Source organism: Streptomyces sp. NPDC088732 (genome assembly GCF_044751205.1).
Classification (GTDB): domain Bacteria; phylum Actinomycetota; class Actinomycetes; order Streptomycetales; family Streptomycetaceae; genus Actinacidiphila.
In genome coordinates, this window is record NZ_JBIVLI010000003.1 from 418,403 (window position 1) to 444,649 (window position 26,247).

The 26,247-nt window shown below is 73.2% G+C and carries 24 protein-coding genes; 13 read left to right on the forward strand and 11 right to left on the reverse strand.

The features are described from left to right. The first annotated feature begins 176 nt into the window (after window positions 1–176). The 4 genes from ACIP9H_RS07345 (at window position 177) to ACIP9H_RS07360 (ending at window position 4,059) form a co-directional block, all read left to right on the forward strand. Window positions 177–815 carry an isochorismatase family cysteine hydrolase gene (locus tag ACIP9H_RS07345; RefSeq protein ID WP_401582145.1) on the forward strand — a complete coding sequence of 213 codons (639 nt, stop codon included), beginning with the start codon at window positions 177–179 and terminating at the stop codon, window positions 813–815. Continuing rightward, window positions 808–2,394: an aldehyde dehydrogenase (NADP(+)) gene (locus ACIP9H_RS07350; protein WP_401582148.1), complete on the forward strand. Its 1,587-nt coding sequence runs from the start codon at window positions 808–810 to the stop codon at window positions 2,392–2,394. Before ACIP9H_RS07345 ends, ACIP9H_RS07350 begins: the two co-directional genes overlap by 8 nt. A gap of 86 nt (window positions 2,395–2,480) precedes the next feature. Further along, window positions 2,481–3,245, forward strand: coding sequence for a MerR family transcriptional regulator (locus ACIP9H_RS07355; protein WP_401582151.1), 765 nt, complete (start codon window positions 2,481–2,483; stop codon window positions 3,243–3,245). Window positions 3,246–3,315: 70 nt separating this feature from the next. Then, entirely contained in the window at window positions 3,316–4,059 is a 744-nt protein-coding gene (locus ACIP9H_RS07360; protein ID WP_401582153.1) for a hypothetical protein, read from the forward strand. On the opposite strand, the gene ACIP9H_RS07365 is transcribed toward ACIP9H_RS07360, so the two are convergent. From ACIP9H_RS07365 to ACIP9H_RS07375, 3 genes are all read right to left on the reverse strand, one after another. Then, window positions 4,049–4,675 (reverse strand): hypothetical protein, encoded by a 627-nt coding sequence (locus ACIP9H_RS07365; RefSeq protein WP_401582155.1) that lies wholly within the window; start codon window positions 4,673–4,675, stop codon window positions 4,049–4,051. The two genes, ACIP9H_RS07360 and ACIP9H_RS07365, sit on opposite strands and share 11 nt — an antisense overlap. A 99-nt stretch (window positions 4,676–4,774) precedes the next feature. Then, window positions 4,775–5,569, reverse strand: a complete 795-nt coding sequence (locus tag ACIP9H_RS07370) for a HEAT repeat domain-containing protein (RefSeq protein WP_401582398.1) — start codon at window positions 5,567–5,569, stop codon at window positions 4,775–4,777. A 91-nt stretch (window positions 5,570–5,660) separates the two neighbouring features. After that, complete coding sequence (locus ACIP9H_RS07375) at window positions 5,661–6,491, reverse strand: helix-turn-helix transcriptional regulator (protein WP_401582158.1); 831 nt, start codon at window positions 6,489–6,491, stop codon at window positions 5,661–5,663. 288 nt (window positions 6,492–6,779) lie between these two features. Between ACIP9H_RS07375 and ACIP9H_RS07380 the strand changes: the two genes are divergently transcribed. Both ACIP9H_RS07380 and ACIP9H_RS07385 read left to right on the forward strand, forming a co-directional pair. After that, window positions 6,780–7,016 carry a hypothetical protein gene (locus ACIP9H_RS07380; RefSeq protein ID WP_401958013.1) on the forward strand — a complete coding sequence of 79 codons (237 nt, stop codon included), beginning with the start codon at window positions 6,780–6,782 and terminating at the stop codon, window positions 7,014–7,016. 131 nt (window positions 7,017–7,147) lie between these two features. After that, complete coding sequence (locus ACIP9H_RS07385; RefSeq protein WP_401958016.1) at window positions 7,148–7,894, forward strand: SDR family oxidoreductase; 747 nt, start codon at window positions 7,148–7,150, stop codon at window positions 7,892–7,894. 7 nt (window positions 7,895–7,901) lie between these two features. On the opposite strand, the gene ACIP9H_RS07390 is transcribed toward ACIP9H_RS07385, so the two are convergent. Further along, window positions 7,902–8,510, reverse strand: a complete 609-nt coding sequence (locus ACIP9H_RS07390; RefSeq protein ID WP_401958019.1) for an HD domain-containing protein — start codon at window positions 8,508–8,510, stop codon at window positions 7,902–7,904. A gap of 215 nt (window positions 8,511–8,725) precedes the next feature. Here ACIP9H_RS07390 and ACIP9H_RS07395 point away from each other — a divergent pair, with 215 nt between their 5' ends. After that, on the forward strand, window positions 8,726–10,456 hold the full coding sequence (locus ACIP9H_RS07395; RefSeq protein ID WP_401958022.1) for a SpoIIE family protein phosphatase: 1,731 nt from the start codon (window positions 8,726–8,728) through the stop codon (window positions 10,454–10,456). 63 nt (window positions 10,457–10,519) lie between these two features. Here ACIP9H_RS07395 and ACIP9H_RS07400 read toward each other — a convergent pair whose 3' ends face one another. Beyond that, complete coding sequence (locus tag ACIP9H_RS07400) at window positions 10,520–12,142, reverse strand: flavin monoamine oxidase family protein (protein WP_401958025.1); 1,623 nt, start codon at window positions 12,140–12,142, stop codon at window positions 10,520–10,522. 246 nt (window positions 12,143–12,388) lie between these two features. Between ACIP9H_RS07400 and ACIP9H_RS07405 the strand changes: the two genes are divergently transcribed. Beyond that, window positions 12,389–13,033, forward strand: a complete 645-nt coding sequence (locus tag ACIP9H_RS07405; protein WP_401958028.1) for a dihydrofolate reductase family protein — start codon at window positions 12,389–12,391, stop codon at window positions 13,031–13,033. Between the two features lie 29 nt (window positions 13,034–13,062). Here ACIP9H_RS07405 and ACIP9H_RS07410 read toward each other — a convergent pair whose 3' ends face one another. After that, on the reverse strand, window positions 13,063–13,338 hold the full coding sequence (locus ACIP9H_RS07410) for a hypothetical protein (protein ID WP_360903886.1): 276 nt from the start codon (window positions 13,336–13,338) through the stop codon (window positions 13,063–13,065). 442 nt (window positions 13,339–13,780) lie between these two features. On the opposite strand from ACIP9H_RS07410, the gene ACIP9H_RS07415 reads away from it, so the two are divergent. The 5 genes from ACIP9H_RS07415 to ACIP9H_RS07435 all read left to right on the forward strand — a co-directional run bounded on the left by ACIP9H_RS07415 (window position 13,781) and on the right by ACIP9H_RS07435 (window position 18,098). Beyond that, window positions 13,781–15,274: an IMP dehydrogenase gene (locus tag ACIP9H_RS07415; RefSeq protein ID WP_401958031.1), complete on the forward strand. Its 1,494-nt coding sequence runs from the start codon at window positions 13,781–13,783 to the stop codon at window positions 15,272–15,274. 94 nt (window positions 15,275–15,368) lie between these two features. Continuing rightward, entirely contained in the window at window positions 15,369–16,049 is a 681-nt protein-coding gene (locus ACIP9H_RS07420) for a TetR/AcrR family transcriptional regulator (RefSeq protein WP_401582179.1), read from the forward strand. A 49-nt stretch (window positions 16,050–16,098) separates the two neighbouring features. Then, window positions 16,099–17,310 carry a cytochrome P450 gene (locus tag ACIP9H_RS07425; protein WP_401958035.1) on the forward strand — a complete coding sequence of 404 codons (1,212 nt, stop codon included), beginning with the start codon at window positions 16,099–16,101 and terminating at the stop codon, window positions 17,308–17,310. Between the two features lie 44 nt (window positions 17,311–17,354). Then, the gene (locus ACIP9H_RS07430; RefSeq protein ID WP_401958037.1) at window positions 17,355–17,576 is read left to right on the forward strand and encodes a ferredoxin; all 222 of its coding nucleotides are present in this window, start codon (window positions 17,355–17,357) and stop codon (window positions 17,574–17,576) included. Between the two features lie 66 nt (window positions 17,577–17,642). Beyond that, entirely contained in the window at window positions 17,643–18,098 is a 456-nt protein-coding gene (locus tag ACIP9H_RS07435; RefSeq protein ID WP_401958040.1) for a hypothetical protein, read from the forward strand. Between the two features lie 12 nt (window positions 18,099–18,110). Here ACIP9H_RS07435 and ACIP9H_RS07440 read toward each other — a convergent pair whose 3' ends face one another. From ACIP9H_RS07440 to ACIP9H_RS07460, 5 genes are all read right to left on the reverse strand, one after another. After that, window positions 18,111–18,629 carry a hypothetical protein gene (locus ACIP9H_RS07440; RefSeq protein ID WP_401582189.1) on the reverse strand — a complete coding sequence of 173 codons (519 nt, stop codon included), beginning with the start codon at window positions 18,627–18,629 and terminating at the stop codon, window positions 18,111–18,113. Between the two features lie 29 nt (window positions 18,630–18,658). After that, on the reverse strand, window positions 18,659–19,138 hold the full coding sequence (locus tag ACIP9H_RS07445) for a hypothetical protein (RefSeq protein WP_401958043.1): 480 nt from the start codon (window positions 19,136–19,138) through the stop codon (window positions 18,659–18,661). A 141-nt stretch (window positions 19,139–19,279) separates the two neighbouring features. Next, entirely contained in the window at window positions 19,280–19,576 is a 297-nt protein-coding gene (locus tag ACIP9H_RS07450) for a hypothetical protein (RefSeq protein ID WP_401582194.1), read from the reverse strand. 136 nt (window positions 19,577–19,712) lie between these two features. After that, window positions 19,713–22,112 carry a SpoIIE family protein phosphatase gene (locus ACIP9H_RS07455; protein ID WP_401958046.1) on the reverse strand — a complete coding sequence of 800 codons (2,400 nt, stop codon included), beginning with the start codon at window positions 22,110–22,112 and terminating at the stop codon, window positions 19,713–19,715. A gap of 37 nt (window positions 22,113–22,149) precedes the next feature. After that, window positions 22,150–26,184 (reverse strand): HAMP domain-containing protein, encoded by a 4,035-nt coding sequence (locus ACIP9H_RS07460; RefSeq protein ID WP_401582199.1) that lies wholly within the window; start codon window positions 26,182–26,184, stop codon window positions 22,150–22,152. Window positions 26,185–26,247 lie beyond the last annotated feature (63 nt).

Here is a 26,247-nt window from a genome sequence, read left to right on the forward strand (position 1 = left end):
TCCTCGATCTCGTGACCCGCTTCGCCCGCCGGGCGCCCCGGATGCATTCTGGATGATGGCAATCATACAGATTCCCGTCGCGCACACCCCTCGCCTTGACGATCTGGATGACGCGAGTAATCCTGAATGCGGATGACAGGATGATATGCATCCTCCACATTTTTGGAGTCACACCGATGACCATCCCGTACGACCCCACCCGCACCGCCGTCCTCCTGGTCGACCCCTACAACGACTTCCTCTCCGACGGCGGCAAGGTCTGGCCCCTCCTCGAACCCGTGGCCGCCGACGTCGGCCTGCTGGACAACCTGCGCGCCGTCGTCGCCGCCGGCCGCCGCGCGAACCTGCCGGTCTTCTTCGTCCCGCACCGCCGCTGGCAGGAGGGCGACTACGAGGGCTGGGAACACCCCAACCCGACCCAGCGCATCGTCCAGGAGCGCCGCACCTTCGCCCTGGGCACCTGGGGCGGGGAGTTCCACCCGGACTTCCGGCCCGCCGAAGGCGACGTGGTCGTCCAGGAGCACTGGGCGCAGAGCGGTTTCGCCAACACCGATCTGGACTTCCGGCTCCGGCAGCGCGGCATCACCCACGTCATCGTGATCGGCCTGCTCGCCAACACCTGCATCGAGTCCACGGGCCGCTACGCCATGGAGCTCGGCTACCACGTCACCCTCGTCCGCGACGCCACGGCGGCCTTCCTGCCGGAGATGATGCACGCCGCCCACGAGCTGAACGGACCCACGTACGCCCACGCCATCACCCGCACCCAGGACCTGGTCCTGGCCCTCCAGGACGGAGCCCACCGCCATGGCTGACATCGCACTGACCGGAGACATGCTGATCGGCTCGGTGTCCGTACCGGCGGCCGGCGCCACGATGCGGGCGCTGAACCCCGCGACCGGCCACGAGATCGAGCCCCCCTTCGCGCTCGGCGGCGCGGCCGAGGTGGACCGTGCCGCGCGCCTCGCCGACGAGGCCTTCGACAGCTACCACCGCACCGGCCTGGACGAGCGCGCCGCCTTCCTCGAGCTGATCGCCGACCGGCTGGACGCCGTCAACGGCGAACTGGCCGAACGGACGGCACTGGAGACCGGCCTGCCCGCCGCCCAGCTCTCGGCGGAAGTGACCAAGTCCGCCGGCCAGTTCCGGCAGTTCGCGGAGGTAGTGCGGGAGGGCCGCTTCCGGCACGCCACCATCGACCCGGCGCAGCCCGGACGGCAGCCGCGGCCCCGCGCGGACCACCGCATGCAGAAGATCGCGATCGGCCCGGTCGCCGTCTTCGGCGCGAGCAACTTCCCCGTCTCGTACTCCGTCGCCGGCGGTGACACCGCCTCCGCGCTGGCGGCGGGCGCCCCGGTGATCCTCAAGGCCCACAACGCGCACCCGGGCTCCTCGGAGCTGCAGGCGCGCGCCATCCGCAGCGCCGTCGCCGACAGCGGGCTGCACGAAGGCGTCTTCTCCATGGTCCGCGGCGCGGGCAACGGGATCGGCGAGGCCCTGGTGGACCACCCGCTGATCAAGGCGGTCACCTTCACCGGCTCCGAGGCCGGCGGCATGGCGCTCTACCGGCGGGCCCAGGCGCGCCCCGAACCGATCCCGGTCTTCGCCGAGATGACCAGCGTCAACCCGACCTTCGTCCTGCCCGCGGCCCTCGCCGCCCGCGGCGCGGAGATCGGCGACGGCTTCGCGGAGCGCATGCTCGTCAACGTCGGCCAGGCATGCCTGAAGCCGGCCCTCCTGCTCGCGATCGACGGCCCCGGCTACACCGCCCTGCGCGACGCCGCCGCCGCCCGCGTGGGCGCCATGCACGCGCGCACCATGCTGACCCCGGGCATCCACGACGCCTACGAGCGGGGCGTCCGGCGGCTGCGCGACGCGGGGGCCGCCACGCTGGTGGAGGGCCCCGGGCCGCAGGGACCGGGTGAGGGCCGTGCCCTGCTCCTGGAGGTCGACGGCGACCGCTTCCTCGCCGAACCCGCGCTGTCCGGCGAGGTCTTCGGGCCGACCGCGATCGTGGTCCGGCTGACCGGCATGGACCAGCTGATGGAGGTGGCCCGGAGCCTGCGCGGCCAGCTCTCGGCGGCGATGCACCTCGACGAGCCCGACCACGCTGCCGCCGCGCGCCTGCTGCCGGTCCTGGAGCGGCGCACCGGCCGGATCGTCGTGAACGCCTTCGCCCACCCGCAGGAGGTCGGGCACGCCACCGTCCACGGCGGCCCGTTCCCGGCCACGACCGACAGCCGCTTCACCTCGGTCGGCATGAGCGCGATCGACCGCTTCCTGCGGCCCGTCACCTACCAGGGCTTCCCCGACGCGCTGCTGCCCGAGGCGCTGTCCGCCGGCAACCCCCTGGGCCTGTGGCGGCTGACCGACGGGCAGCTGTCCCGCGACTGACACCGGGGCCGTACCGCGGGGCCCTCCTTCCGGGAGGGCCCCGCGGGCTTGATCCTCCCGTGACGGGAGGTCGTAGCGTTGCGGACGTGATCGGGAACGACACCACCGGACCCCGGTGGACCATCGGCGAGCTGGCCAGGGCCAGCGGCGTCACCGTACGGACGCTGTACCACTACGACGAGATCGGCCTCGTGTGCGCGAGCGAGCGCACCGGCTCGGGGCACCGCCGCTATACCGGGCGCGACCTGCACCGCCTGTACCGCGTACGGGCGCTGCGCACCCTGGGGCTGTCCCTGGAGGAGATCGGCGACGTGGTGGACGGCGCCCCCGACGACCTCCCGGCGATGCGCGCGGTCCTGGGCGCCCAGCTGGAGGAGCTCCAGCGGCAGGGCGAGCGGATCGGGCGGATCGCCCAGCAGGTCCGCGGGCTCCTGCGGCAGTTCGACGGGGAGGCGGCGCCCGATCCGGACCAGTTCATGACGACCTTGGAGATGATCTCTGTGCTGGACAGCTACTTCACCCAGGAGCAGCAGGACCAACTGGCCCGGCGCCGGGCCGAGCTCGGACCGGCGGCCGTCGAGACGGCGCGGACGCGGTGGGCCGGCCTCGTCGGGGAACTCCTCGCGCACGTCGACGCCGGCACCGCGGTGGACGACCCCGGGGTGCGGGAACTCGTGCGGGAGTGGGACGCGCTCGGGTCCGCGTTCCACAGCGGCGACCGGCAGACCGAGGACGCCGCGCGGCGGATGTGGCAGGACCACGGCGACGACCTCAGCCGGGGACTGCCCTGGCCCGCGGAGCGGATGGCCGCCCTGGTCGGCTACCTGGAGCGGGCCCGGCAGGCGCGCTGACGGACCGTCATCCCGGCCGCCGCCGGTGTCCGCTGCGGCGATTCGCCGCCCCGGGCGCCACACTGACCCCGTGAACGATGAGTTGAGGGCCGTGCACAACCGGCTGGCGCGGATCGAGGAACTGCTCACCACCTCCCCGGAGGGGGCCGCGGCGGAGCCGGCCTGGCGCCGCCGCACGCGGGTGGAGGGGCGGGGGGCGGTGTCGGTGGCGGTACTGGTCGCCATCGTCCTGCAGTTGGTGCTGCCGGACCGCCTGGCCATTCATCCGCGGTGGCTCCTGCCGGGGCTGGAGCTCCTGCTGCTGGTCGCGCTGCTGCCCGCCACCCCCTCCCGTGCCCGCCGGATGGGTCCGCTCCTGCGTGCCGGGGGGCTGGCGCTGGCCGCGGCGGTCAGCGTGGCCAACGGCTGGTCGGCGGTCCGGCTGATCCAGCACCTGGTGCGCGGGACCGAGCAGAGCGACGCGCAGGCGCTGTTGCTGGGCGCGGCGTCCATCTGGGTCACCAACATCATCGTCTTCGCCCTGTGGTACTGGGAGTGGGACCGCGGCGGACCGGTCGCCCGCGCCGCGGGGACGCGGGACACCCCGGACTTCCTCTTCCCGCAGATGCAGAGCCCGGACCCGGTCCACCAGGAGTGGGAACCGGCGTTCGCCGACTACCTGTACGTGTCGTTCACCGACGCGACCGCCTTCAGCCCCACCGACACGATGCCGATGTCCCGTTGGGCCAAACTGCTGATGACCTTCCAGGCCATGGTCTCGCTGCTGACCCTGGCCCTGGTGGTGGCCCGGTCGGTGAACATCCTCAAGGCGTGAACCGCAGGCGTACGGCCTCGCACCACGACCCCGTCCCGCGCACCGCGACGTCCCCGGAACGGGCGGCGGGGGCGAGGCCCTTGAGGACGGCCGCCGCGACCACCGCGTACGCCACGTGCGGGACGAGGTCGGCGGCCCAGTCCGACGCGGACCAGGTACGGGGATCCGTCACGCGCAGGACGGTCATCGGCCCGTTGGTGCCGATCAGGGCCAGGGCACCCGCCGTCGCGGTAAGGGTGGCGTTGCCCGGCCGCCAGCCGGCCGCGGTGAGCAGTCCCAGCGTCGCGCCCATGCCCACGCCCGCGGCGATGCCGGTGAGCGGACCCAGTCCGGCGACGCGGTTCGCGCGGACACCGGGCGAGCCCGGTACCGGCACGTGCACGGCCTGCGACAGCCGTTCGGCCGTCACGTCCGGGGTGGTGCTGGCGCCGCGCCCCCGCACGACCATGTCCAGGTAGCCGACCGTGTCCAGGGCCGTGCACCCGGCGGCCCCCGCGGCCGCTCCCCGCAGCATGCCGCGCAGGAGCCGGCCCGCGGTGGGGGCCGTGGCCGCGCCCTGCCGCCCGCACGGTCCGTACGTGCGGCGGACGAGGAACAAGGGACAGGTGACACGCATGGGATCCAGTAAGGCACCGAACGATGCCCCACGCCACCGGACCCGGGAAGCCCCCTCCGCCGGTCCCCGCACGGCACGCCGCCGGGGACACTCCGGGGCTCAGGCGTCGCCGCGGACCGCCTCCACGGCCTCCCGGACGTCCGGATGCGGGTCGTCCGCGAGGGCGTCCAGCAACGCGGCGACCCCGGGGGTGGCCCACCCGGCGACCGCCCACACCAGGTCCTCCCGAACGCCCGGGTCCGGGTGGACGGCCAGCGGGCCCAGGTGCCCGAGGGGCCCGCGCCGGCGCATCCCGAACCAGTGCAGCGCCTCCCGCAGGACGACGGGGTCACCGGGGTCACCCGCCGCCGCGATCCTGGCCAGCAGGACCGGGACCGGCGGCGGGGGACCGTCCAGCGGGTGCGGCATCCGCTCGCGCAGGCGCCGCGACCCGTATTCGCCCCGCACCCGGCAACCGGCGCAGGTGCAGGGCCGCGTCCCGTGCGCGTCCGGCCAGTAGCGCCAGCCCGTCACCTGGGGTGCGGTGCGCGTGCGGTGCACTTCGTGCGGGCGGATCGCCCGGGGGACGAACACCTCCCACCCCCGCGGGTCGGGCAGCGCGGCGATCCCGCGCACCGCCTCGGCCGCACTGACGGCGGCCTCGACGCCCCGCGCCCGGTCCGCGTAGTGGCCGGCCCGTACCGGCTCGTCGTCGGCCAGGCGGATGTGCACGGCCACCAGTCCTCCCCTGGTGCCGGACCGGGCCAGTTCCCGCAGCCATTGATGGGTGAGGGTGTAGGAGGTCAGGACCGGGAAGCAGTACACCCCGCGTGCGCCGCCCGGTCCGCGTCCCGCGCGTATCCCGGACCGCCGGATGCGGGGCGCGTACGCCGCCGACGTCAGGTGCACGAACATCGCCACGCCGCAAAGGGTAGTCGGCGACGTGCGACGAGCAGGGTGCGGGGCGCCGCCGGGAACCGGTCGTCCGACGTGGCTGTGGCACCGGTCAGTCGGCGCCGGTCATGGAGGCGAGGTACGTGAGGGCCTGCGCGCTGCGGCTGCCGGGTTCGGGGCTGCCCACCAGGAGTTGCTGGCCCGGGGCGTCACGGACGTCGAAGGTCTGGTAGGTGAGTTCCACGCGGCCCGCGTCGGGATGGACGAAGACCTTGTAGGCGCGGGTGAGGCCGGCGGCCATCTGGTCGTTCCACAGTGCCGCGAACTCCTCGGAGCGGACGAGGAGTTCCGAGACGAGGTCGCCGATGTCGGCGTCGTGCGGGAAGCGGGCGGCGTTGAGGCGCAACGCGTGCACCGTGGCACTGGTGACCAGCGGCCATTCCACGAACACCGTACGGGCCGCGGGGTGGGTGAACAGGATCCTGGGCATGTTGGTCTCCGCCCCGAAGGGCGCCAGGAGCGCGCGGGCGAGCGTGTTCGCGGCCAGGACGTCGAAGGCGGGGCCCAGCACGTAGGCGGCGGCCGAGGGGAAGGAGTCGAGCAGGCGCAGCAGGTCGGGGTGGACGTGGTGCCGGGTGCGGTCGGCGGGATGGCCGGGAACGAGCCCGGCGAGAAGGAAGAGGTGGCCGCGCGCGTCGACGTTCAGCCGCAGGGCACGCCCGAGGGCCTCGATCACCTGGGCGGAGGGGCGGCGTTCACGGCCCTGTTCCAGACGCGTGTAGTAGTCCGCGCTCACTCCCGTCAGGACGGCGACCTCCTCCCGGCGCAGTCCGGCGACCCGGCGGCGTCCCCCGCCGGCCGGCAGGCCCACGTCGGACGGCTCCAGACGGGACCGCGCGGCCCGCAGAAAGGCGCCCAGGTCGTTGTCGGACGGATCGGGCATACGGCTCATGCTACTGCCGTCCCGGTCACCGGCCGGTGGACGGGCCGGGGCGTACGGGTTCATGGCTCTCCTCGGCGGAACGGCGCGGCAGGGGTGCTCGCGAGGTCCCAGCCTGCCGGGGCGGCGGCGTCCGGTGCAGGCCGCGGTGGTCCTGGGTGTGCCGCACCCAGGTACCCCGCACCGGGCCCGGCACGGCCTTCCCGCGTCGCTCCGGCGGGTCGAGGCTGTCGGGGCGGCGGCGTTGTCCGGGCCGCCGCGCCCGCCCCCTTCCCGGAGAGGACCTCCGCCTTGGACCACGCACGGGAGATCACGACCCTCGCCCCGGCGCCCGGCCGCACGGCCGCCGACTTCGTCGCCGGCAACCAGGACGGCACCGTCGTCGACATCGTGGCCCGGGACACCCCCGAACAGGCGATGGCCGCCGCCCGCGGGATCACCACGGAGACGGGCGGCTCCCCCGTCCACGCCACCATCGGCCGGCGGACCGTCGACCGGCAGGTGGCCCGCATGGCGGACACGGCCTGATCGCCGGCCGCTCGGCCGGCGCGACCCCGGCAGGCCGTCCCCGGTCCCCTTCCGGTTCTTGTCTCTCGCATCCTCTCGTTCCCCTCGTTCCTCCCGTTCCTCCCGTTCCTTCCATTCGTTCGGAGATCGTCGTGCAGCACCCCACCCCTTCCCCCCGCCGCAAGACCGTCCTGGTGACCGGCGCGTCCAGCGGCATCGGCGAGGCCACCGCCCGCCATCTGGCCGCCGCCGGCCACCACGTCGTCCTCGGTGCCCGGCGCGTGGACCGCCTGGCCGGGCTGGTCGCCGAGCTGACCGCCGCAGGCCACAGCGCCGAGTACGCGGAACTGGACGTCACCGACGCGGGCAGCGTCAACGCCTTCGTCACCGGCGCGCTCGCCCGTCACGGACGCGTGGACGTCCTCGTGAACAACGCGGGCGTGATGGCCCTCTCCCCCATGGCGTCCCTGCGGGTCGACGAGTGGGACCGGATGATCGACGTGAACCTGCGCGGTGTGCTGCACGGCATCGCCGCCGTCCTGCCCTCCATGCGCGAGGCCCGGTCGGGGCACATCGTCACCGTCGCCTCGACCGCGGCGCTCCGCGTCGACGCGACCGCCGCCGTGTACTGCGCGACCAAGTACGCGGTGCGGGCCCTGTCGGAGGGGCTCCGGCAGGAGAACTCCGACATCCGCGTCACGGTCGTCAGCCCGGGCTTCACCCGTTCCGAACTCACCCTCGCCGGTGGCGATCCCGAGGTGCAGGGCGCGGCCCGGGCCGCCACGGACATGATCGGCCTCCCCGCGTCCGCCGTCGCGGAGGCCGTCGGTTACGCGATCGCCCAGCCGGACGGGGTCGACGTCAACGAGATCGTCGTACGCCCCACCGTCCAGAACTGAGGGAGCATCAGCTCCGCTCCGTCAACGCGTGCCCGTGGGCCGCCGCGAGCGGGACGAGTTCGGGTTCGCCGAACTCGGCCCGCAGGGCGTGGAACCCGGCGACCTTCTCCTCGCCGTACCGGCGGAGCCGTTCGGTGTACGCGGGGAAGGAGAGGAAGCGCGGCGGCGTCGACTTGCTGTGGAACTTGTCCGCGTACATCACCAGCCGCTCCTCGCGGGTCACCGGTACGTAGTCCGCCGGGGGCAGGGGCAGCCCCTGTGCCAGCACGTCGGCCGCGGTGAGGCCCACCCCCGTGTGGCAGGAGCAGAACCGGCACAGCACTTCGGGAAGGCCCTCGGCCGCGAGGAGGTCATGGCCGAGAAGGCCGTGGCGCACGTACCCGCCGTGGTCGAGGCGGCCGGCGTCGTCGAAGAGCCGGTAGACGCCGATGTCGTGGAGCAGGCATCCCGCGCGCACCAGTTCCGCGTCGACGTCGTCCCGGCCCGAGGCGGTCAGCAGCTGCTCGGCGATGCGCCACACGATCTCGCAGTGCGTGAACACGAGGTCGAAGGCCTCGGCGGTGGGCGCGTGCTTCTCGTGCAGGGCACGGATCCGTGCGGGGCTGGGGATCGGCATCCCCGGAGCCTAGTGGGCACGGCAGGGCCGTGACCCCGGCGGCCCCCGGCGGGCGGGCGAACGGGGGCCGCGCCGAGCGGAGTCGGTCCGGGCGGCGGAGTCCCCGATCCGTTCATGGGGCGGGAAACCGTCGTTCGCGGTGGATCCGCCGCGCGGACGCGTGTGATGCTGGTGGGGCAGATTCACCCCAGGTCTCCGACCGGATCGAGGAGGGTATGGAAGCCGCCGCGTCACCGGCTGATTTCCCGCCCGCGCCCGGACCCCGTACGCCGGACGGTCCCCCGGCCCCGGCCCTCGACCTGGAGAGCGTCCGGGCATCGTCCCTCGTCGTCGACAACGAGGGACGGATCGTCGCGGCCAACGCCGGGGCCCGGCAGCTGTTCCGGAAGTCCGCCGGCGAACTCGCCGGGCAGGACGCCCACGACCTGCTGCACCGCGACAGCCACGGGCACCCCCTGCCCCGCTCCCGCTGCCCGATGCGCGACGCGCTCCTCACCGAGACCACCACGCAGGGCGACCTCGGCTGGTTCGCCTGCGGTGACGGCACGCTGCTCGGGCTGTCCTGGCTCATCACGCCCTACACGCTGGCACCGGGGACGACGGGGGCGCTGGTCCTGCTGCACGAGGTGCGGCAGGGCGAAGGGGCGACGCGCGGCGCCGGCACCGCGCCCCCGCCGCTGTCCGAACTCGACCGCCTCGCGCTGCTGGCGGAGACCACGACCGGGCTCACCTCGACCCTCGACGTGGACGAGGCCCTGCGGCGGCTGGCGGCCCTGACCGTGCCCCGGCTCGCGGACTGGGCGGTCGTGGACCTGCTGACCGAGGGCGACGAGGTTCGGCGGGCCCTGGTCGTGCACCACGACAACGGCGTCCTGATCGAGCGCACGGACCTCCAGGGCCCCATGCCGCCCCTGCCGCAGGAATCCCCGATGCCGTTGTCGCGCGCGCTGCGCGGCGCCGCGTCCGCCCTGGCCGGCCCCTCGACCTACCAGGGGCCGCCCGACTCGGGCATCGCGGTCGAGCAGCACCGGCTGTTCGCCGCGACCGGCATGCACTCGGCGGCCATCGCGCCCGTCCGCGGGCTCCGGGACGTGCTCGGCGCGCTGACGCTGGGGCGCTCGCAGCGCCCGGACGCCTTCACCGCGGCGGACCTCCCGCTGCTGGAGGACCTGACCCGCCGGGCCGGACTGGCCCTGGACAACGCGCGCCTGTACCAGCGGCAGCGCAAGGTCGCCGAGACGATGCAGCGCCATCTGCTGCCGCAGATGCCGATCGTCCCGGGCCTGGAGATGAAGGCGCGGTATGTGCCCGCCCCGGACGCCTCGCAGGTCGGCGGGGACTGGTACGACGCCTTCCCGCTCGCCGACGGGGCGACGGCCCTGGCCATCGGCGATGTCGTCGGGCACGACCTGGAGGCGGCCGGCGGCATGGCGCAGCTCCGCAACATGCTGCGCGCCTTCGCCTGGTCGCAGCCGGAGAGCCCCAGCACCGTCGTCACCCAGCTCGACCGGGCCGTCATGCACATCGCGGAGGTCCCCATGGCCACGATGCTGCTCGCCCGGCTGACCTGCGACGACGGACTGTGGCAACTGCAGTGGACGAACGCGGGCCACCCGCCGCCCCTGCTCATCACCCACGACGGCCGGGCCCGCTACCTCACCGACGCGCACGGCATCCTGCTCGGCACCGGCAGCACCAAGCCGCGCCGTGACGCCGTCGTCAGCCTGCCGCCCCGGTCGACGCTGATGCTCTACACCGACGGACTGATCGAGTCCCCCAGCCACTCGCTCGACCACGGCCTCGACCTGCTCAGCAAACACGCCGCCTCCCTCGCCCGCCGCGCCCTGGACTCCTTCAGCGACACGCTCCTGGAGCAGGTGCGTCCCGCGGACAACGACGACGACGTGGCCTTCCTCGCGGTGCGCACGCCCGACGCGGCAGGATGAGCCGGCGGGCCGCGGGGGGCGGCGGGCACGCCGCCCGCACCGCGGCCACCGTCCGTCGGCCCGTCAGGCCTTGAGGGCCCGGCTGTGCAGAGCCGTGACGGCCTTGCGGGCCGACAGGATCGCCCCGTGCTGCCAGGCGTCCATGTAGGACAGCCAGTCCCCGGCGAAGAGCACCCGCCCGGCCGGCTCGTTGAGCGGCTTGTACACGGCGGCGTCGGGGCCGCCGGGGATGCTGTGCCAGGCACCCTCGAGATGGCGTACGCGCTTCCAGGCGATGGAGAAGGAGTGGGCCAGTTCGGTCCGGTACTTCTCGCCGTGGATCTTCACGCCCTGGAGGACGGCGCGGGCCTCGCGCTCGGCGGGGGTGAGGGCCGCGTAGGCGTCGGCGTTGGCCCCGGTGTTGTAGTAGCCGACGACGACGCCGCGTTCGCCGTGGTGGCCGTAGGACGGGTACCAGATGTGGGAGAGGTCGAGGTCGGTCTCGGTGATGCCGCCGTAGATCCGGTGGTCGGTCTCCCACCAGCGGCTGCGGTACTCCAGCCCGATCTTGCCGGCCGACGAGGGCCGGATCGTGGTGAGCGCGGTCTGCACGTCGGGGCCGAGGTTGTGCGTCAGCTTGGCGAGCAGGTGCGGCGGCATGGCCGCGACGCAGTAATCGGCCTCCAACTGCCGCTGCCGGCCGTGCGGGTCGGTGTAGCCGACGGTCACCCCCCGCGCCGACTGGACGAGCGAGGTCGCCTGGCACCCGTACCGGAACCGGTGGGATCCGATGGCCCGGGCGAAGGCCTTCGGTATCCGGTCCATGCCGCCGACCGGCTGGAACATCAGCATCGCCTGGTCGAACTCGAACTCGAAGGCGAAGTGCCGACCCACGCCGGAGGCGAAGACCTCCGAGGCACTGGGCAGACCCCCGAGCAGCGTCCCGGGAGTGCCGGCGGCACCGGGCCAGGTGGTGTAGCCGCGGTTGGCGCCCCCTGTGTACGTCCAGGCCTCGTTCCGGCCGCCGATCTCGCCGAAGCCCTCCAGGAAGGACAGCAGCCGCTCCTTGTCGTCGGCGGTCAGCTCCTTGTCGAGCGCGCCCTGATCGGTCGCCTTGGCGAGCAGTTCGCTGACGTACCCGTAGGTGTCGGCCTTGGCCGTGCGGTAGCGCATCGGGTTGCCGGGCCGCATGCCCGCCGACTCGTGGTAGATGTACGCGTCGGCATTGGCATTGGTGAAGACCTCGATGGGCACGCCGAGTTCGCGGCAGTAGTCGAGGGTGACCATCCACTGGGCCAGCCGCGCCGGTCCGGCGTTGAGGTACTGCCCCTCGGAGAACCGGGCCTTCTGCGTGCGGCCGTCGAGGTCGGTGTGGGAGTCCCCGCCGCGGACCGTGTAGTTGCGGCCGCCGGGCCGGTCGCGCGGCTCGAGGATCGTGCAGTCGTAGCCTGCCTTGCCCAGTTCGTACGCCGTCGTCAGGCCGGCGATGCCCCCGCCCAGGACGACGACCTTGCCCGCGGCCCGTCCGGTGAGGTGGAAGTCGGCGGCGCTCGGCGCCCGGAAGTCGCTGTCGCGGCCCGCCGCCTCGGCGGTGGGCGCCAGCCCCATCGCGCCCATCGTGGCAAACATCGCGCCCGCACCGCCGGTGATGCCGACGGCGCGCAGAAATCCCCTGCGGTCGAGTCCTGTTGGCTGCCCCTGCGTCATGAGTCGCCCTCTCTCGATCTGCCGGTGTGCACGCCGATCTTCGAGGGGGGCTGTTACGGGCGGCGTGGCCGGGGCGTCACGGGCTGATGTCGGGGCCCGCGCGCGTGTGAACGGCGGGAAAACGCGACCCAGGGCTGACGGTCCGTCACGACGGCTGGCGGAACAGGGCGCCGCGGCGGCGATGAGTCCTGCGTCGCCCATGGGTCTACCTGCCGAACGGGACAACCGACGGACCAGGAGCACCCCATGGGCCTCATCCACATCGAGCTGTTCGCGACCCTCGACCTCGTCGGGCAGGCACCCGGCGGCCCCGACGAGGACCCGGTGGGGTTCCCGTTCGGCGGCTGGCAGGCGCCCTTGATGGACGAGGTCGCCGGGGCGCAGATCGCCGCCGCCTACGAGGGCACGGACGCCCTCCTGCTCGGCCGCCGGACGTACGACATCTTCGCCGCCTACTGGCCGCACCAGAAGGGCGGCGAGGACGGCGACATCGCCACGCTGTTCAACGGCGTCCCGAAGTACGTCGCCTCCCGCGGCAGGCCCGACCTCTCGTGGGCCGGGTCCACGCACCTCGGCCCCGATCTCGCCACCGCGGTGCACGCGGTCCGCGACCGGCACCGGAACGTGAAGGTCGTCGGCAGCCTGAACCTGGTGCAGACCCTCCTGCGCGAGCGGCTCTTCGACCGTCTCGACCTCTGGGTGCACCCGATCGTGCTCGGCGTCGGCAAGAAGGTCTTCGACGGCGGCGCGGTCCCCACCAACCTCACCCTCCTGGACCCCCCGGCGACCAGCCCGAAGGGCACCGTCCACCTCCGCTACGGGCTCGCGGACGGCACCCCCGCGACGGGCGACATGACCGCGCCCCGCCGCGGCACAGGGCTCGACGCCTGAGCCGCCGGCGCAGTGCCCGGTGAGGTTGTTCAGGTGCTCGTGCTCACGTGGCTCCACAGGATTCCACTGCTCAGCAGCACATTGTGAGCGAAGCGGAAGCCCCACAGGACCATGAGGGATCCGATGACGAGCGCGCCCGCTCGCTTCAGCCGGTGGTGCCTGCCGTCCACCACCGGGACGACGACGAACGCCTCGTTGAGAAAGCGTGTCGTGCGGCCGGGTATCACCACCAGGCACAAGCCAAGGCCCAGGAGCGTCAGGGCAGCCAGAACGGCCACCAGCGTCGCGCCCGCGAATCCGCGCATCAGGCATCCTCCGTCTCGCCGAACAGCGCCACGGTAGGGGGTCCCGGCGGTTCCTCCGCGTCTGTTGACGCCGCTCTGACGGCCGGGTGATCGGTCTTCTCGCGCCTCTGTCGGACAGACGCCGGCCTCGCACCGAAGACCCGGCCGCCGTCGCGGGGCCGCAGCGGCCCGCAGCGGTCAAGGACTGACGGGGCGTGCGGTACCGTGCCGTATGGCGTGATGGAAGTCAGCGCCTGTGCAGCACCGTGCGGATGCGATCTGCCGTGCCCTCGCCGCCGATTCGGCCGCGCGTGCGAGCACCGCTGCGCCGGGTGTGCCCGCTCTCAGGATCTCCGGAGCGCGTTCTTCCGACAGTGCGCCACCGGCCGGCATCGATCCGCACTGCCCGCACGAGCCCCGCCGGTCCGCACGCGGTCGCCGGGGGCTCTCCCTTGGAGACGACATGAGAATCCTCCCCGAGATCTCGCGCACCCTGAGCGAGTTCCTCCTGATTCCGGGCCTGACCACGGAAGACTGCACGCCGGACAATGTCGATCTCGGGGCGCCCCTGGTGCGTCACCGGGTCGGCGAGGAGGCGGGGATCCGCCTCGCCACCCCCATGGTGAGCGCCATCATGCAGGCGGTCTCGTCACCGACGCTGGCGGTGGCGCTGGCGCAGGCCGGCGGGCTGTCGTTCATCCACCAGAACCAGCGGATCGAGGACCAGGCCGCCGACGTGCTGACGGTCAAGCGGCACAAGGCCGGCTTCCGGACCGGCGACGTCACCGTCGCCCCGGAGACACCGCTCGGTGAGGTCGCGCGGCTCCTGGCCGGCACCGAACAGGGCGTTGCCGTGGTCACGCGGAGCGGTGAACCGGACGGCGCGTTCCTCGGGGTCATCAGCCTCGACGACTTCCACCTGGAGCGGCACGGCGCCTCCGGCACCGCCCGCGACCGGATGCGCGGCCGTGACCACCTGGTCACGGCGCCGGCCTCGGTGTCGCTGTCGGAGGCGAACGAGCTGATCTGGCATCACCACGTGGACGTGCTGCCGGTACTCGAGGACGACCGGGCCGTCTCCCTGGTCCTCAAGAGGGACTACCAGGCGCACAAGACGTATCACCGTGCCACCGTCGACGGCGGCAAGCGCCTGCGGGTGGGCGCCGGTCTCAACTCCCGTGACTTCAAGGACCGGATTCCCGCTCTGGTGGAGGCCGGTGCGGATGTCCTGTGCCTGGACTCCTCCGACGGCTATTCCGTGTACCAGGCGCGGACTCTCGAATTCGCCCGGGAGGCCTACGGCGACGACGTCTTCGTCGGCGCGGGGAATGTCGTCGACGGCCGGGCCTTCCGCTATCTGGCCGATGCGGGCGCGGCGTTCGTGAAGGTCGGGATCGGGGGCGGGGCCATCTGCACCACCCGGGCACAGAAGGGCATCGGCCGCGGGCAGGCCTCCGCGCTGCTCGACGTGGTCGAGGCCCGGGACCGCTACGCGCAGGAGACCGGGGTGTACGTGCCGCTGTGCTGCGACGGCGGCCTGCTCAACGACTCGCACATGGCGATGGCCCTGGCCATGGGGGCGGACTTCATCATGCTCGGCCGATACTTCGCCCGGCTCGACGAGAGCCCGTCGCGGAAGCTCCAGATCGGCGGCCAGTGGTACAAGGAGTACTGGGGTGAGGGCTCGCGGCGGGCGCAGAACGCGGCGCGCTACGGTCAGCGCGGCGAGATGGTCTTCGAGGAGGGCGTCGACGGCTACGTGCCGTACGCGGGGAGCCTGTACGACAACGTGGAGCGGACCCGCGCGAAGCTCACCGCGACGATGATCAGCTGCGGGTCGACGAACCTGCGGGACTTCCACCGCGACGCGGTCCTCGTTCCGGTGTCCGCGGAGTCGTTCAAGCAGTCCGGGGCCGAGGTGCAGCTGCGGCGGCCCGCCATCGACCCCGGGGAGTGACCCGGCCGGAGCGGGCCGACGGGGCTCCCGTCCCCGCTCCCCGATCGGCGCTGCACAATATGTCAAGATTTGCTGCATTTTGTACGCTGGTCCCATGGAGCGTCGCAAGCAGGCCGCCGACCGTTCCGCGACCGCCCTGGACGCACCGCGTCCGGCCGGTCGCGGTCCGCGGGTGAGCCTGCGCGAGCAGCAGCGGGACCTGACCCGCAACCGGGTGCTGGACGGGGCGGTCACCGTCTTCACCACGACGTCGTTCGTGCACGCCACGATGGAGGACATCGCGGCGGCGAGCGGTGTCACCAGGGCCACGGTGTACGCGCACTTCGGCGGCAAGGCGGCGATCATCGCGGCGCTGTCCGACCGGGTGTACGCGGTCGCCGACAGCCTGTACGCGGATCTCGCCGCCGTCCCCGAGTGGACGCGCGCCACCGTCCGCGCGTGGCTGGACCGCGCGGCGGCGGACTGGCGCGCGCTGGCGCCCACGATCCGGGTGCTCTTCGCCGCCACACCGGCGGCGGCCGGTGACGACCAGAGCGTCCGCGAACGCTACGTGGCCGCGCACGAACGGTACGTGGACCTGCTGACCCACGACACCGCGCGGTGGCGGGGCGTGTCCCGCGAGGAGGCCCGGCAGCGGGCGCTGATGGCCGCGCTCCAGACGGGTTCGTTCCTGACCACATGGATCGCGGGCGGTCTGCCGGTGGGCACCGCCGACCCGCTGGACCTGCTCGCGGACGACCTCTGCCATCTGCTCGGCCCCGCGCTGCCGCCGTGAGGGCTCCCGCAGCGTCCGCATCCTCCACCCCCTGAGCGCAGGAGTTGCCATGGCCGTCACCGAACCGAGGACCTACCCCTTCACCGCGGCCGACCGGCTGACCGTGGACCCGGTGTTCGCCGAGCTGCGCGACAACGAGCCGATGTGCCGGGTCCGCTTCCCGTACGGCGAGCCCGCCTGGCTCGTCACCCGGTACGAGGACGTCAAGACGGTCCTGAGTGACCCTCGGTTCAGCCGGACGGAGGCCGCCCGCCGCGACGAACCCCGAATGCGGCCCGGCCGGGGCCTGCCAGGCAACATCCTGGAACTCGACCCGCCCGAGCACACCAGGGTGCGCCGGGTCGTGGCGAAGGCGTTCACCGCACGCCACGTCGAGCGGCTGCGGCCCCGCACCGAGCAGATCGCCGCCGGCCTGCTCGACGCGATGGTCGCCAAGGGCGCCCCGGCCGACCTCGTGGAGGACTTCGCGCTGCCGCTGCCGGTCACCGTCATCTGCGAGCTACTGGGTGTGCCGTACGAGGACCGCGCCGCATTCCGCGAGTGGTCGGACGCCCTGCTGTCCACCACGAAGTTCACCCCCGAGCAGGTCGAGGAGCGCACCCGTCGGCTCACGGAGTACATGGCCGGCCTGATCGCCCGGCGGCGGGACGGCTCCGCGCCCGGGGACGACCTGCTCAGCTCGCTCGTCGCCGCCCGGGACGAGGAGGAGCGGCTCTCGGAGCAGGAACTGGTGGTCCTGGCCATCGCGCTGCTCGTCGCGGGCCACGAGACGACGGCCACTCAGATCCCCAACTTCGTCTACACCCTCCTCACCCACCCCCGGCAACTGGAGGCGCTGCGCGCCGATCCCGGCCTGGTACCGCAGGCGGTCGAGGAGCTGATGCGCTTCGTCCCGCTGGGCAACGGCGCCGGGATGCCGCGCTATGCCACGGAGGACGTCGAGTTGAGCTGCGGCACGGTGCGGGCCGGGGATGCGGTCGTGGTCGCCGCCGTGTCCGCCAACCGCGACGCGTCGGTGTACTCCGATCCGGACCGGCTCGACCTGCGGCGCGAGGAGGCCACGCACGTCGGCTTCGGGCACGGACCGCACCACTGCCTCGGCGCCCAACTGGCCCGCATGGAGCTCCAGGTGGCCCTCGGCTCCCTGCTGGAGCGGCTGCCCGGTCTGCGGTTCGCGGACCGGGAGGAGTCCGTCGTGTGGAAGTCCGGCGTGGCACTGCGCGGCCCGGAGTACCTGCCCGTCACGTGGGATCGCCCCTGATCCCCCAACCCCACCCACACCAACCGGCGACCGAGGACACGACCATGACCTGGCACATCACCGTGGACGAGCACACCTGCATGGGCACCGGCTCCTGCGCCGGCATCGCCCCCGAGCACTTCGAGGTCCGGGACGGGGTCTCACACCCCCGGCACCCGCAGACCGAACCGGCGGACGTCCTCGTCGACGCGGCCGAGTCCTGCCCCGTCGAGGCGATCATGATCCGGGACGCGGGCACGGGCGAGGTCGTCGCACCCGAGGAGTAGCGTTCCGCCCCGGCCGACGCGCGCACCGCCGGGGGCGGTGTCCGTGCGACCCCCTACCCTGCGCTCATGACCGCCACCCTCGGGGACCACCTCTCCCTGATCGATAAGCTGCTCGCAGGTCTGTTCCCGGAGACGGAGGCCGACGACGCGAACGGCTACGGCGGCCCGCACCACCGGGTGTGCGTTCTGTGGAACAGCCGGGACTTCTGGGACGACGACGGGCAGGCGTGGCGGGAGGCCGAAGCGGATGGGCGGGCCCGCCTGGACGCGCTGATCGCCGCGCTCGCGCCGCGTTGGGGCGCTCCGGTGGAGATCGACCTGTGGCCGTATCTCAAGGCCAGTATCGACGGCGAGGAAGTGCCCGAGCCGCTGTTCTCCCTCAGCCAGCAGTTCGTCAGCCTGCAAGCAGCGTGGCCGGTCCGGGATCGTGACCGCTGGCTCGCGCTCGCCGTGGGCCAGGCGGACAAGGAGCTGCCGTTCGAACTGCTGGCCGCGGTCGGGCGGGGGCCTGTGCCGGCCTGAGGTGGGCGGTGGTCACGTGGGAGGCGGGAGCTCTCCCGCCAGCCATGCTCGCAGCACCGCGAAGTCCCGTTCCGTCAGGCCCCGTCGAGGGTCGACGCGGTGCAGCAGGGCGTGCGCGCCCTGGGCGGCGACCCAGTCGCGGTCGGCGCCGGTGATCTCGTCGTCGGCCCACGCGAAGGGCCGTCCGGCCGCCCGGCACAGCAGAGTGCGGGTCTTCCAGTGCAGCCCCGCCCGTTCGTCGCGCACCTCCTCGGCGGACGGCTCCGGCCAGGTCACCGACGGCAGGGCCGGCAGGCCGAGCCGGGGTGCCACGGAGGTGTTGGCGTCCTCGGCCGTCCAGGAGGTCGCCCAGACCGGTTCGCAGGGCAGTGCCAGCAGTTTCGGACCGAGGGCGGGATCGATCCGGTCCAGCAGCGGGTTCGCGTCCTCCCCCGGGAACGCGGGAACCGCGGGGAACACGGGGTGGCCGGTCGGGGAGCCGAAGGGGATCAGCGGCCCGTCGATGTCGAGGAAGAGCAGCGGGCGGGACATCCGGGCAGGCTAGCGGCTGCCCGCACCCGTCAGCCCGTGCAGCCGGTCCCGAGCGGGCTGACGGTGAGCCGGTCGCCCCTGTCGGTGCGGGTGGCGGTGTCGTAGGTGGCGGCGTCGACGCGGTACCAGACGTCGTCGAGGCGTACGCACCACCGCTCGGTGTGCACGACGCGGCGGTATGCCTCGGTGCCGCGCGGGACCTTGCGGCAGTCGCGCTCGTGCTCGGTGGTGTACCAGGTCCGGGTTGTGCGGCGCTTGCCGGAGCCGCTGGACGAGGTGTGCCGCACCCGGCGTGTGCGGTCGGTGCACGCGTCGACCATGCGGGTCCGCGTGGCGGGGACCGTCTTCCGGGGGTCGTGCCGGTAGGTGTCGAGCACGCCGGTGACGGTGTCGTCCGGGGCCGCCTGTGCCGTGCCGGAACCCGAAGGGGAACCGGCGCACGCGCCCAGGAGGGCGGCCAGGATGACGGCTGCCACAGCGGTGGCGCCCGCTCGGAGACGTCTGTGCACGGGTGTCGTGTGTCCTCTGTGTGACGGGGCCGCCCGGCTCGCGCGGCGCCGATCATGACCGGCACCGGCCGGGCGGCTGTTCCGGGGACCCCGGTGCCACCAGGCCGGTGACGGTACGTCAACTACTGCTACCGAGGCCGGTCAGTGGTCGTCCCAGTGCCCCTCGTGGGCCGCGTGGCGGTGGCCGTCGTGCACGAAGTCCGTGTGGTCGCCGTGCCGCACCGCGACGTGGCCGCAGTCCTCGCCGTGCTGGTGGGCGTGCTCCCCGTGGGTGACGTGGGCGTTCTTGTCGCACTCGTCGACGTGGTCCTCGTGGGAGCGGTGCACGTGCCCGTCGTGGGCGTAGTCGGTGTGGTCGTCGTGCCGGAAGCCGACGTGGCCGCAGTTCTCGCCGTGGACGTGCTCGTGGTGGTCGTGGGGGTGGTGCGGGCTGGCCATCATGGACTCCTGGTTCCTCGGTGGCGTCCGCCGGCCGGGCGGCGGACCGCGATTCGGCGGCGACCTTAGCTCGTCCGCGTTCATGCCGTTATGTCCGACACGGCATCCCGGTCGGCGGTGCCCGCCGGACGGTGCGTCAGATCACACGGATGCCGATGACGCAGGTGTCGTCGTCGGTGTCGGAGCGGCTGCCGGCGAGGAGCCGGTCGAGGCGCTGCTCCAACGAGGATGCGGCGGCGTCGCGGGCGGTCGCCAGCAGGTGGGCCACCGAGTCGGTCACGGAGCTGTCCCGGCGCTCGACCAGGCCGTCGGTGTACATCAGCAGCGTGTCCCCGGGGCGCAGGCGCGTCTCCTGCTCCTCGTACGCGGTCTCCGGAACGGCGCCGAGCAGGATGCCCTGCCCCGGCGGCAGGGTCGTCGCCTCCTCCCCCCGCAGCAGGGCAGGGGGGAGGTGGCCGGCCCTCGCCCAGCGCAGCGAGCGCGTGGCGGGGATGTACAGGCCGCAGACGACGGTGGCCGTGACGCGGTCCGTCAGGTGGTACGCCACGACGTTGAGCCAGGACAGCAGTTGCCCGGGGCCGGCGCCGGTGACGGCGAGTCCGCGCAGGGCGTTGCGCAGGACGACCATGCTCGTCGCGGCCTCGATCCCGTGCCCCGCCACGTCGCCGACGCACAGCAGGACGTGCCCCGACGGCAGCACGACCGCGTCGTACCAGTCCCCTCCGACCAGGGACTCCGTCTCCGCGGGCCGGTACCGCACGGCGACCTCCAGGCCGGGGGCGTCCAGCGGTCCGCGGGTGGGCGGCATGATGGCGTGCTGCAACTGCAGGGCGAGCCGGTCGCTTTCCGCTGCCTGCTCCTCGGAGTGGGCGAGCCGGTCCTGTGTCGCGGCGAGTGCCACCTCCGTCCAGTGCTGGGAGGAGACGTCCTGGTAGGCCCCGCGCACGGCGAGCAGCCGGCCGTCGGTGTCCAGCACCGGTTCGGCGACGACGCGGATGTGCCGGGTGACGCCGTCGGGGCGCCGCAGCCGGAAGGCGACGGAGGCGGCGCGGTGGTGGCGCGAGACCGTGCGCAGGAAACGGCCGATCGCCGCGGAGTCGTCGGCGTGGGCGTGCAGGCGCAGGTCCTCCAGCGGCACCGGGGCGGAGTGCTCGTTCTTGCCGTACAGCGCGAACAGTTCGCTGTTCCAGGTGATCTCGCCGGTACGCACGTTCTCCTCGAAGCCGCTCAGGCCGCCGAGGCGCTGGGCGTGCTGCAGGAGGTCGTCCAGCCGGGCGGTCTCGTCCTCGGGGCGCCAGACCAGCAGCAGGTGCGCGCCGTGCCGGCTGATGCCGACCTCGGCGACGACGGTCAGCTCGACGTGCTCGATGAGCGAGGTGAGCACCATGTGCCGGGCACGGAAGGGTTCGCCGGTGGCCAGGACGCGCACGGCCGCGTCGAAGACGTGGCCGTCGCCCGCCCCCGAGGGGTAGGCCTCCAGGAGGGTGGCTCCGCTGACGGCGCCGCGGGGGCGTCCGGCGGGGTCCACGAAGCTCGCGTTGGTGTGGCTGATGCGGAAGTCCGTCACGTTTCCGTCGCTGCCGGTGAGCGGTGTCAGCACCACCGCGGGGTCGTGGAGTGCGTCGCAGATGTCGATCAGCTCGTCGACCGGCAGCGGACCCGGCACCCCGGGGACGGGGACCAGGGTGTGCGCGCACAGTCCGGCCATCGCGTCGATCTGCCGCAGGACCGCCGGGGACAACGGGGGCGGCTCCTCCGGCCAGCAGATCTCCAGGACGACGTCGACACGCCCGCCCGCGCCCGCGGGCACCGCGATACGACCGCCCGCGCCGCACTCCGGCCGCATCGAGGGGACGTCCTCCCGCGGGGCCGGAGCAGCGCGGAAGGAGAGCGCCGCGCGCGCCTCCAGGGCCCGGCGGGCGACGGTCGCCACGGCGGGCGGCACGTACCGCCAGCGCCGTGCCTCGGGTTCGGTGTACCCGGCGTGACCGGCCAGGGTGAGGGAGCCGTCCGGTCCCGCCGCCCAGATCGCGACGGCGCAGGCGCCCAGCGGGGCCAGCGCGTGCTCCAGCAGTGACGACGCGGCGGTCTGCGTGTCCGTGGCGGCCAGTGCGCCGCTCTCCGCGGTGCGCAGGCGCACCCCGGGAGGGGGGCCGCCGGCGTCCGCCGGATCCGCCGCGGGCCCGTGCGCCGCGACCTCGCCGACGGCGTCGGCGGCGTCGCCGATGCGGTCGTGCGCCGCGTCGTTGACCACGTCCGCCGCCAGTTCCAGGCGGGGAACGCCCGCGGCGGCGGCGAGCCGGGTCAGTTGCCGGTCCGCCTCGGCGGGGCCGCAGCCCAGCCGTGCGACCAGTACCCCCTTGGCCAGTTCGATGAGGGCGCGGCCGTCCGCCACGGCCTGGGCCTCCTGGAGTTGCCGCCGCAGGCTGTCCACCGTGGCGGCGAGCCGTCCGGCAGCGGCCGCGGACGGCGTCACGTCCGGGCGGGCGGGTTCCGGATCCGGCCGGGCCGGTCCCGGGCGGTCGGAGGCGGTCACGTCGGCGGCTGTTCCCCGGCGGTCGGTGCGGGTCGTTTCATGGGGCCAGCCAGTAGCGCACGCGGGAGAGCAGGTCGTCGGCGTCGAAGGGCTTGGTGACGTAGTCGCTCGCGCCGGCGGCCAGGTTCTTCTCGCGGTCGCCGGGCATCGCCTTGGCGGTGACCGCGATGATGGGCAGTCCGGCGTACTCGGGCATCCCGCGGATCTCCGCGGTCGCGGCGTAGCCGTCCATCTCCGGCATCATCACGTCCATCAGGACGAGGTCGACCTCGGGGTGGGCGATCAGTGTCTCGATGCCGCTGCGGCCGTTGTCCGCGCGCAGCACGCGGATGCCCCGCAGTTCCAGGATGCCGGTGATGGCGAACATGTTGCGGGCGTCGTCGTCCACGACCAGCACGGTGCGCCCGGCCAGGGACGGCGCCGCGGGCTCGTCGTCGGCGGCGGGCCGCGGGGCCGGCCGGGGCGGCGCGGGTGGTGCGTCCGCGGGCCGGCGGGGCGACAGGTGCGCGGCGATGCGTGCGCGCAGTTCGTCGAGACCGGTGAGGAGTTCCACGCGTTGTGCACCGGCCTGCGCCCGCAGGACCGCGTCCGGCTCGGTGTCGCCGGAGCCGCCGCGGTACGCCAGGACGGGGACGGACGCCAGCGCGGGGTCCTGCCGCATGTCCCGGACGATACGTGCGGCCTCGCCCTGCGGCAGTCCGAGGTCGAGCACCACGCACTCGACGCGCCCTGCGGGTACGCCGGGTTCGGCGGGTTCGGCGGGTTCGGCGGAAAGCACCGCGGCCGCCTCGGGCGCGCCCACGGCGGTGACGATGTCGACGGTCTCCTCCGGTGGCGGCGCGCCGGGACCGGTCACCAGGTCGGCGAGGGCGCTCTCGGCGACCAGGGACAGCAGCCCGCGGGGCCGCGGTTCGACCACCAGCAGGCGGCGTTCGCGTCGTGGCGCCGCCTCCGGGGCCGTGCCGCCCGCCGCGTCAGATGCCGTGGTCGCGTCGGTGGTCGCGCCGTCGCCGCCGCAGGGCTCCATCGCGGCGGCGCGGCCGAGGGCCGGCTCCGGCGCCGGTTCCTGTGCGGCGCGCGGCACGCGGGCGAACGGCAGGTAGAGGGTGAAGGTGCTGCCGCTGCCGAGAGTGCTCCGGGCCGTGACCGCGCCGCCCAGCAGGTGGGCGATCTCCCGGCTGATGGACAGACCGAGGCCGGTGCCGCCGTACTTGCGGCTGGTCGTGCCGTCGGCCTGCTGGAAGGCACCGAAGATCGTCTCCAGTTGCCGCTCGGCGATGCCGATCCCGGTGTCGGTGACCCGGAACGCGATCGCGCCGTCCTCCGCCTCGACGTCGGGGGGCAGTTCACCGGCCGCGACCGCTTCGACGCTCAGCCCCACCTGTCCCTCCTCGGTGAACTTCACCGCGTTGGACAGCAGGTTGCGCAGCACCTGCCGGAGCCGGGCCTCGTCGGTGCGGAGCGCGTCCGGGACGCCGGGCCCGGCGGCCACGTCGAACGCGAGTCCCTTCTCCGTGGTCATCGGCCGGAACGTCGCCTCGATGTACTCCACGATCCGCCGCAGCGGGATCGGTTCGACGTTGACGTCCATCTTCCCGGCCTCGATCTTGGACAGGTCGAGGATGTCGTTGATCAGCTCCAGCAGGTCAGAACCGGCCGAGTGGATGATGCCGGCGTACTCGACCTGCTTGGGCGTGAGGTTCCGGGTCGCGTTCTGCGCCAGCAACTGGGCGAGCACGAGCAGGCTGTTGAGCGGTGTGCGCAGTTCATGGCTCATGTTGGCCAGGAACTCCGACTTGTAGGTCGAGGCGAGGTCCAGTTCGCGGGCCCGGGCCTCCAGTTCCTGGCGGGCCTGCTCGATCTCCAGGTTCTTGATCTCGATGTCGCGGTTCTGCGCGGCCAGGAGCGTGGCCTTCTCCTCGAGTTCGGCATTGGACCGCTGCAACTCGTCCTGCTGCACCTGGAGTTCCTCGGAGCGGGCCCGCAGCTCCCCGGCCAGGCGCTGGGACTCCTGCAGCAGTTCGTCGGTGCGGGCGTTGGCCAGGATGGTACTGACGTTGACGCCGATGGTCTCCCTCAGCTGCTCCAGGAAGTCGCGGTGCACGGCGGTGAAGGCCGCGAAGGAGGCCAGTTCGATGACGCCCAGCACCTGGTCCTCGACCACGACCGGCAGCACGATGAGGCCGGCGGGGGCCGCCGACCCCAGCCCGGAGGAGATGACGTAGCCCGCGGGCACCTCGTCGACGGCGATCGTCCGGCGACTGCGCGCGACCTGGCCGACCAGGGACTCGCCGAGCGCGAAACGCTCCCCCGCCCGGGTCCCGGAGGGCCGGCCGTAGGAGCCGACCATCCTCAGGACGGTGCTGTCGCCGCTCTCCTCGGCCAGGTAGAAGGCTCCGTACTGGGCGTCGACAAGGGGGGTCAGCTCGTCCATGACGAGCTCCGCCACCACGTCCAGCTCGCGGTGGCCCTGGAGCAGGCCGGAGATGCGCGCCAGGTTCGTCTTGAGCCAGTCCTGCTCGCGGTTGGCGCGGGTGCTCTCGCGCAGGGAACCCACCATGGCATTGATGTTGTCCTTGAGCTCGGCGACCTCACCGGAGGCGTCCACGGTGATCGAGCGGGTGAGGTCGCCCTCGGCGACCGCGCTGGCGACCTCGGCGATCGCCCGGACCTGCCGGGTCAGATTGCCCGCGAGCTCGTTGACGTTCTCCGTCAGGCGCTTCCAGGTGCCGGACACGCCCTCCACCTCGGCCTGGCCGCCGAGCCGCCCCTCGCTGCCGACCTCACGGGCGACCCGGGTGACCTCGGCGGCGAAGGCGGAGAGCTGGTCGACCATCGTGTTGATGGTGGTCTTCAGCTCCAGGATCTCGCCCCGGGCGTCGACGTCGATCTTCCGTGAGAGGTCGCCCCTGGCGACCGCGGTGGTGACCTGCGCGATGTTCCTGACCTGACCGGTCAGGTTGTTGGCCATGGAGTTGACGTTGTCGGTCAGGTCCTTCCAGGTGCCGGCCACCGCGGGAACGCGGGCCTGGCCGCCGAGCCGCCCCTCGGTCCCGACCTCGCGGGCCACCCGGGTCACCTCGTCGGCGAACGCCGAGAGAGTGTCGACCATGGTGTTGATGACCCCGGCCAGGGCGGCCACCTCGCCCTTCGCCTCGACCGTGATCTTCTGCGAGAGGTCGCCGCGGGCCACCGCGGTGGCGACCTGGGCGATGGAGCGGACCTGCCCGGTGAGGTTGGAGGCCATCACGTTGACGTTGTCGGTGAGGTCCTTCCACGTCCCGGACACGCCGCGCACGGTGGCCTGGCCGCCGAGGTTGCCCTCGGTGCCGACCTCGCGGGCCACCCGCGTCACCTCGTCGGCGAAGGCGGAGAGCTGGTCGACCATCGTGTTGACGGTCTCCTTCAGCTCCAGGATCTCTCCCCGCGCGTCCACCCTGATCTTCTGGGACAGGTCGCCCCCGGCGACCGCCGTGGCGACCTGCGCGATGTTCCTGACCTGACCAGTCAGGTTCCCCGCCATGAAGTTCACGGAGTCCGTCAGGTCCCGCCACGTGCCCGAGACGCCCTGGACGTCGGCCTGCCCGCCGAGATTGCCCTCGGTCCCGACCTCGCGGGCCACCCGCGTCACCTCGTCGGCGAACGAGGAGAGCTGGTCGACCATCGTGTTGACGGTCTCCTTCAGCTCCAGGATCTCCCCCCGCGCGTCGACGTCGATCTTCTGGGAGAGGTCGCCCCTGGCGACGGCGGTGGTGACCTGCGCGATGTTCCTGACCTGGGCGGTCAGATTGCCCGCCATCGCGTTGACGGAGTCCGTCAGGTCCGCCCACGTCCCGGAGACGGCGGGCACGTCCGCCTGGCCGCCGAGCACGCCCTCGGTGCCGACCTCGCGGGCCACCCGCGTCACCTCGGAGGTGAAGAGCGACAGCTGGTCGACCATGCCGTTGAACACGGTGGCGATCTCGGCCAGCAGACCGTCCCCGCCGTCGGGCAGACGGGTGCCGAAGTCGCCGTCGCGCACTGCCGTCAGGCCCGCGAGCAGTTGCCGCAGTTCCGGCTCCTCCACCGACATGCCGCCTCGTTCCCGTCGCCTGCTGGGTGCGTATGGCACATATGGCACATGAGTGGCGCATGG

Coding starts and splice junctions, on each gene's coding strand:
- ACIP9H_RS07345 (WP_401582145.1), top strand. CDS start 177: ATGACCATCCCGTACGACCCCACCCGCACCGCCGTCCTCCTGGTCGAC.
- ACIP9H_RS07410 (WP_360903886.1), bottom strand. CDS start 13,338: ATGCGCGGATTCGCGGGCGCGACGCTGGTGGCCGTTCTGGCTGCCCTG.
- ACIP9H_RS07440 (WP_401582189.1), bottom strand. CDS start 18,629: ATGTCCCGCCCGCTGCTCTTCCTCGACATCGACGGGCCGCTGATCCCC.
- ACIP9H_RS07375 (WP_401582158.1), bottom strand. CDS start 6,491: ATGCCCGATCCGTCCGACAACGACCTGGGCGCCTTTCTGCGGGCCGCG.
- ACIP9H_RS07430 (WP_401958037.1), top strand. CDS start 17,355: ATGACCTGGCACATCACCGTGGACGAGCACACCTGCATGGGCACCGGC.
- ACIP9H_RS07390 (WP_401958019.1), bottom strand. CDS start 8,510: ATGCCGATCCCCAGCCCCGCACGGATCCGTGCCCTGCACGAGAAGCAC.
- ACIP9H_RS07405 (WP_401958028.1), top strand. CDS start 12,389: ATGGGCCTCATCCACATCGAGCTGTTCGCGACCCTCGACCTCGTCGGG.
- ACIP9H_RS07350 (WP_401582148.1), top strand. CDS start 808: ATGGCTGACATCGCACTGACCGGAGACATGCTGATCGGCTCGGTGTCC.
- ACIP9H_RS07425 (WP_401958035.1), top strand. CDS start 16,099: ATGGCCGTCACCGAACCGAGGACCTACCCCTTCACCGCGGCCGACCGG.
- ACIP9H_RS07365 (WP_401582155.1), bottom strand. CDS start 4,675: ATGCGTGTCACCTGTCCCTTGTTCCTCGTCCGCCGCACGTACGGACCG.
- ACIP9H_RS07450 (WP_401582194.1), bottom strand. CDS start 19,576: ATGGCCAGCCCGCACCACCCCCACGACCACCACGAGCACGTCCACGGC.
- ACIP9H_RS07460 (WP_401582199.1), bottom strand. CDS start 26,184: ATGTCGGTGGAGGAGCCGGAACTGCGGCAACTGCTCGCGGGCCTGACG.
- ACIP9H_RS07420 (WP_401582179.1), top strand. CDS start 15,369: ATGGAGCGTCGCAAGCAGGCCGCCGACCGTTCCGCGACCGCCCTGGAC.
- ACIP9H_RS07435 (WP_401958040.1), top strand. CDS start 17,643: ATGACCGCCACCCTCGGGGACCACCTCTCCCTGATCGATAAGCTGCTC.
- ACIP9H_RS07395 (WP_401958022.1), top strand. CDS start 8,726: ATGGAAGCCGCCGCGTCACCGGCTGATTTCCCGCCCGCGCCCGGACCC.
- ACIP9H_RS07400 (WP_401958025.1), bottom strand. CDS start 12,142: ATGACGCAGGGGCAGCCAACAGGACTCGACCGCAGGGGATTTCTGCGC.
- ACIP9H_RS07415 (WP_401958031.1), top strand. CDS start 13,781: ATGAGAATCCTCCCCGAGATCTCGCGCACCCTGAGCGAGTTCCTCCTG.
- ACIP9H_RS07370 (WP_401582398.1), bottom strand. CDS start 5,569: ATGTTCGTGCACCTGACGTCGGCGGCGTACGCGCCCCGCATCCGGCGG.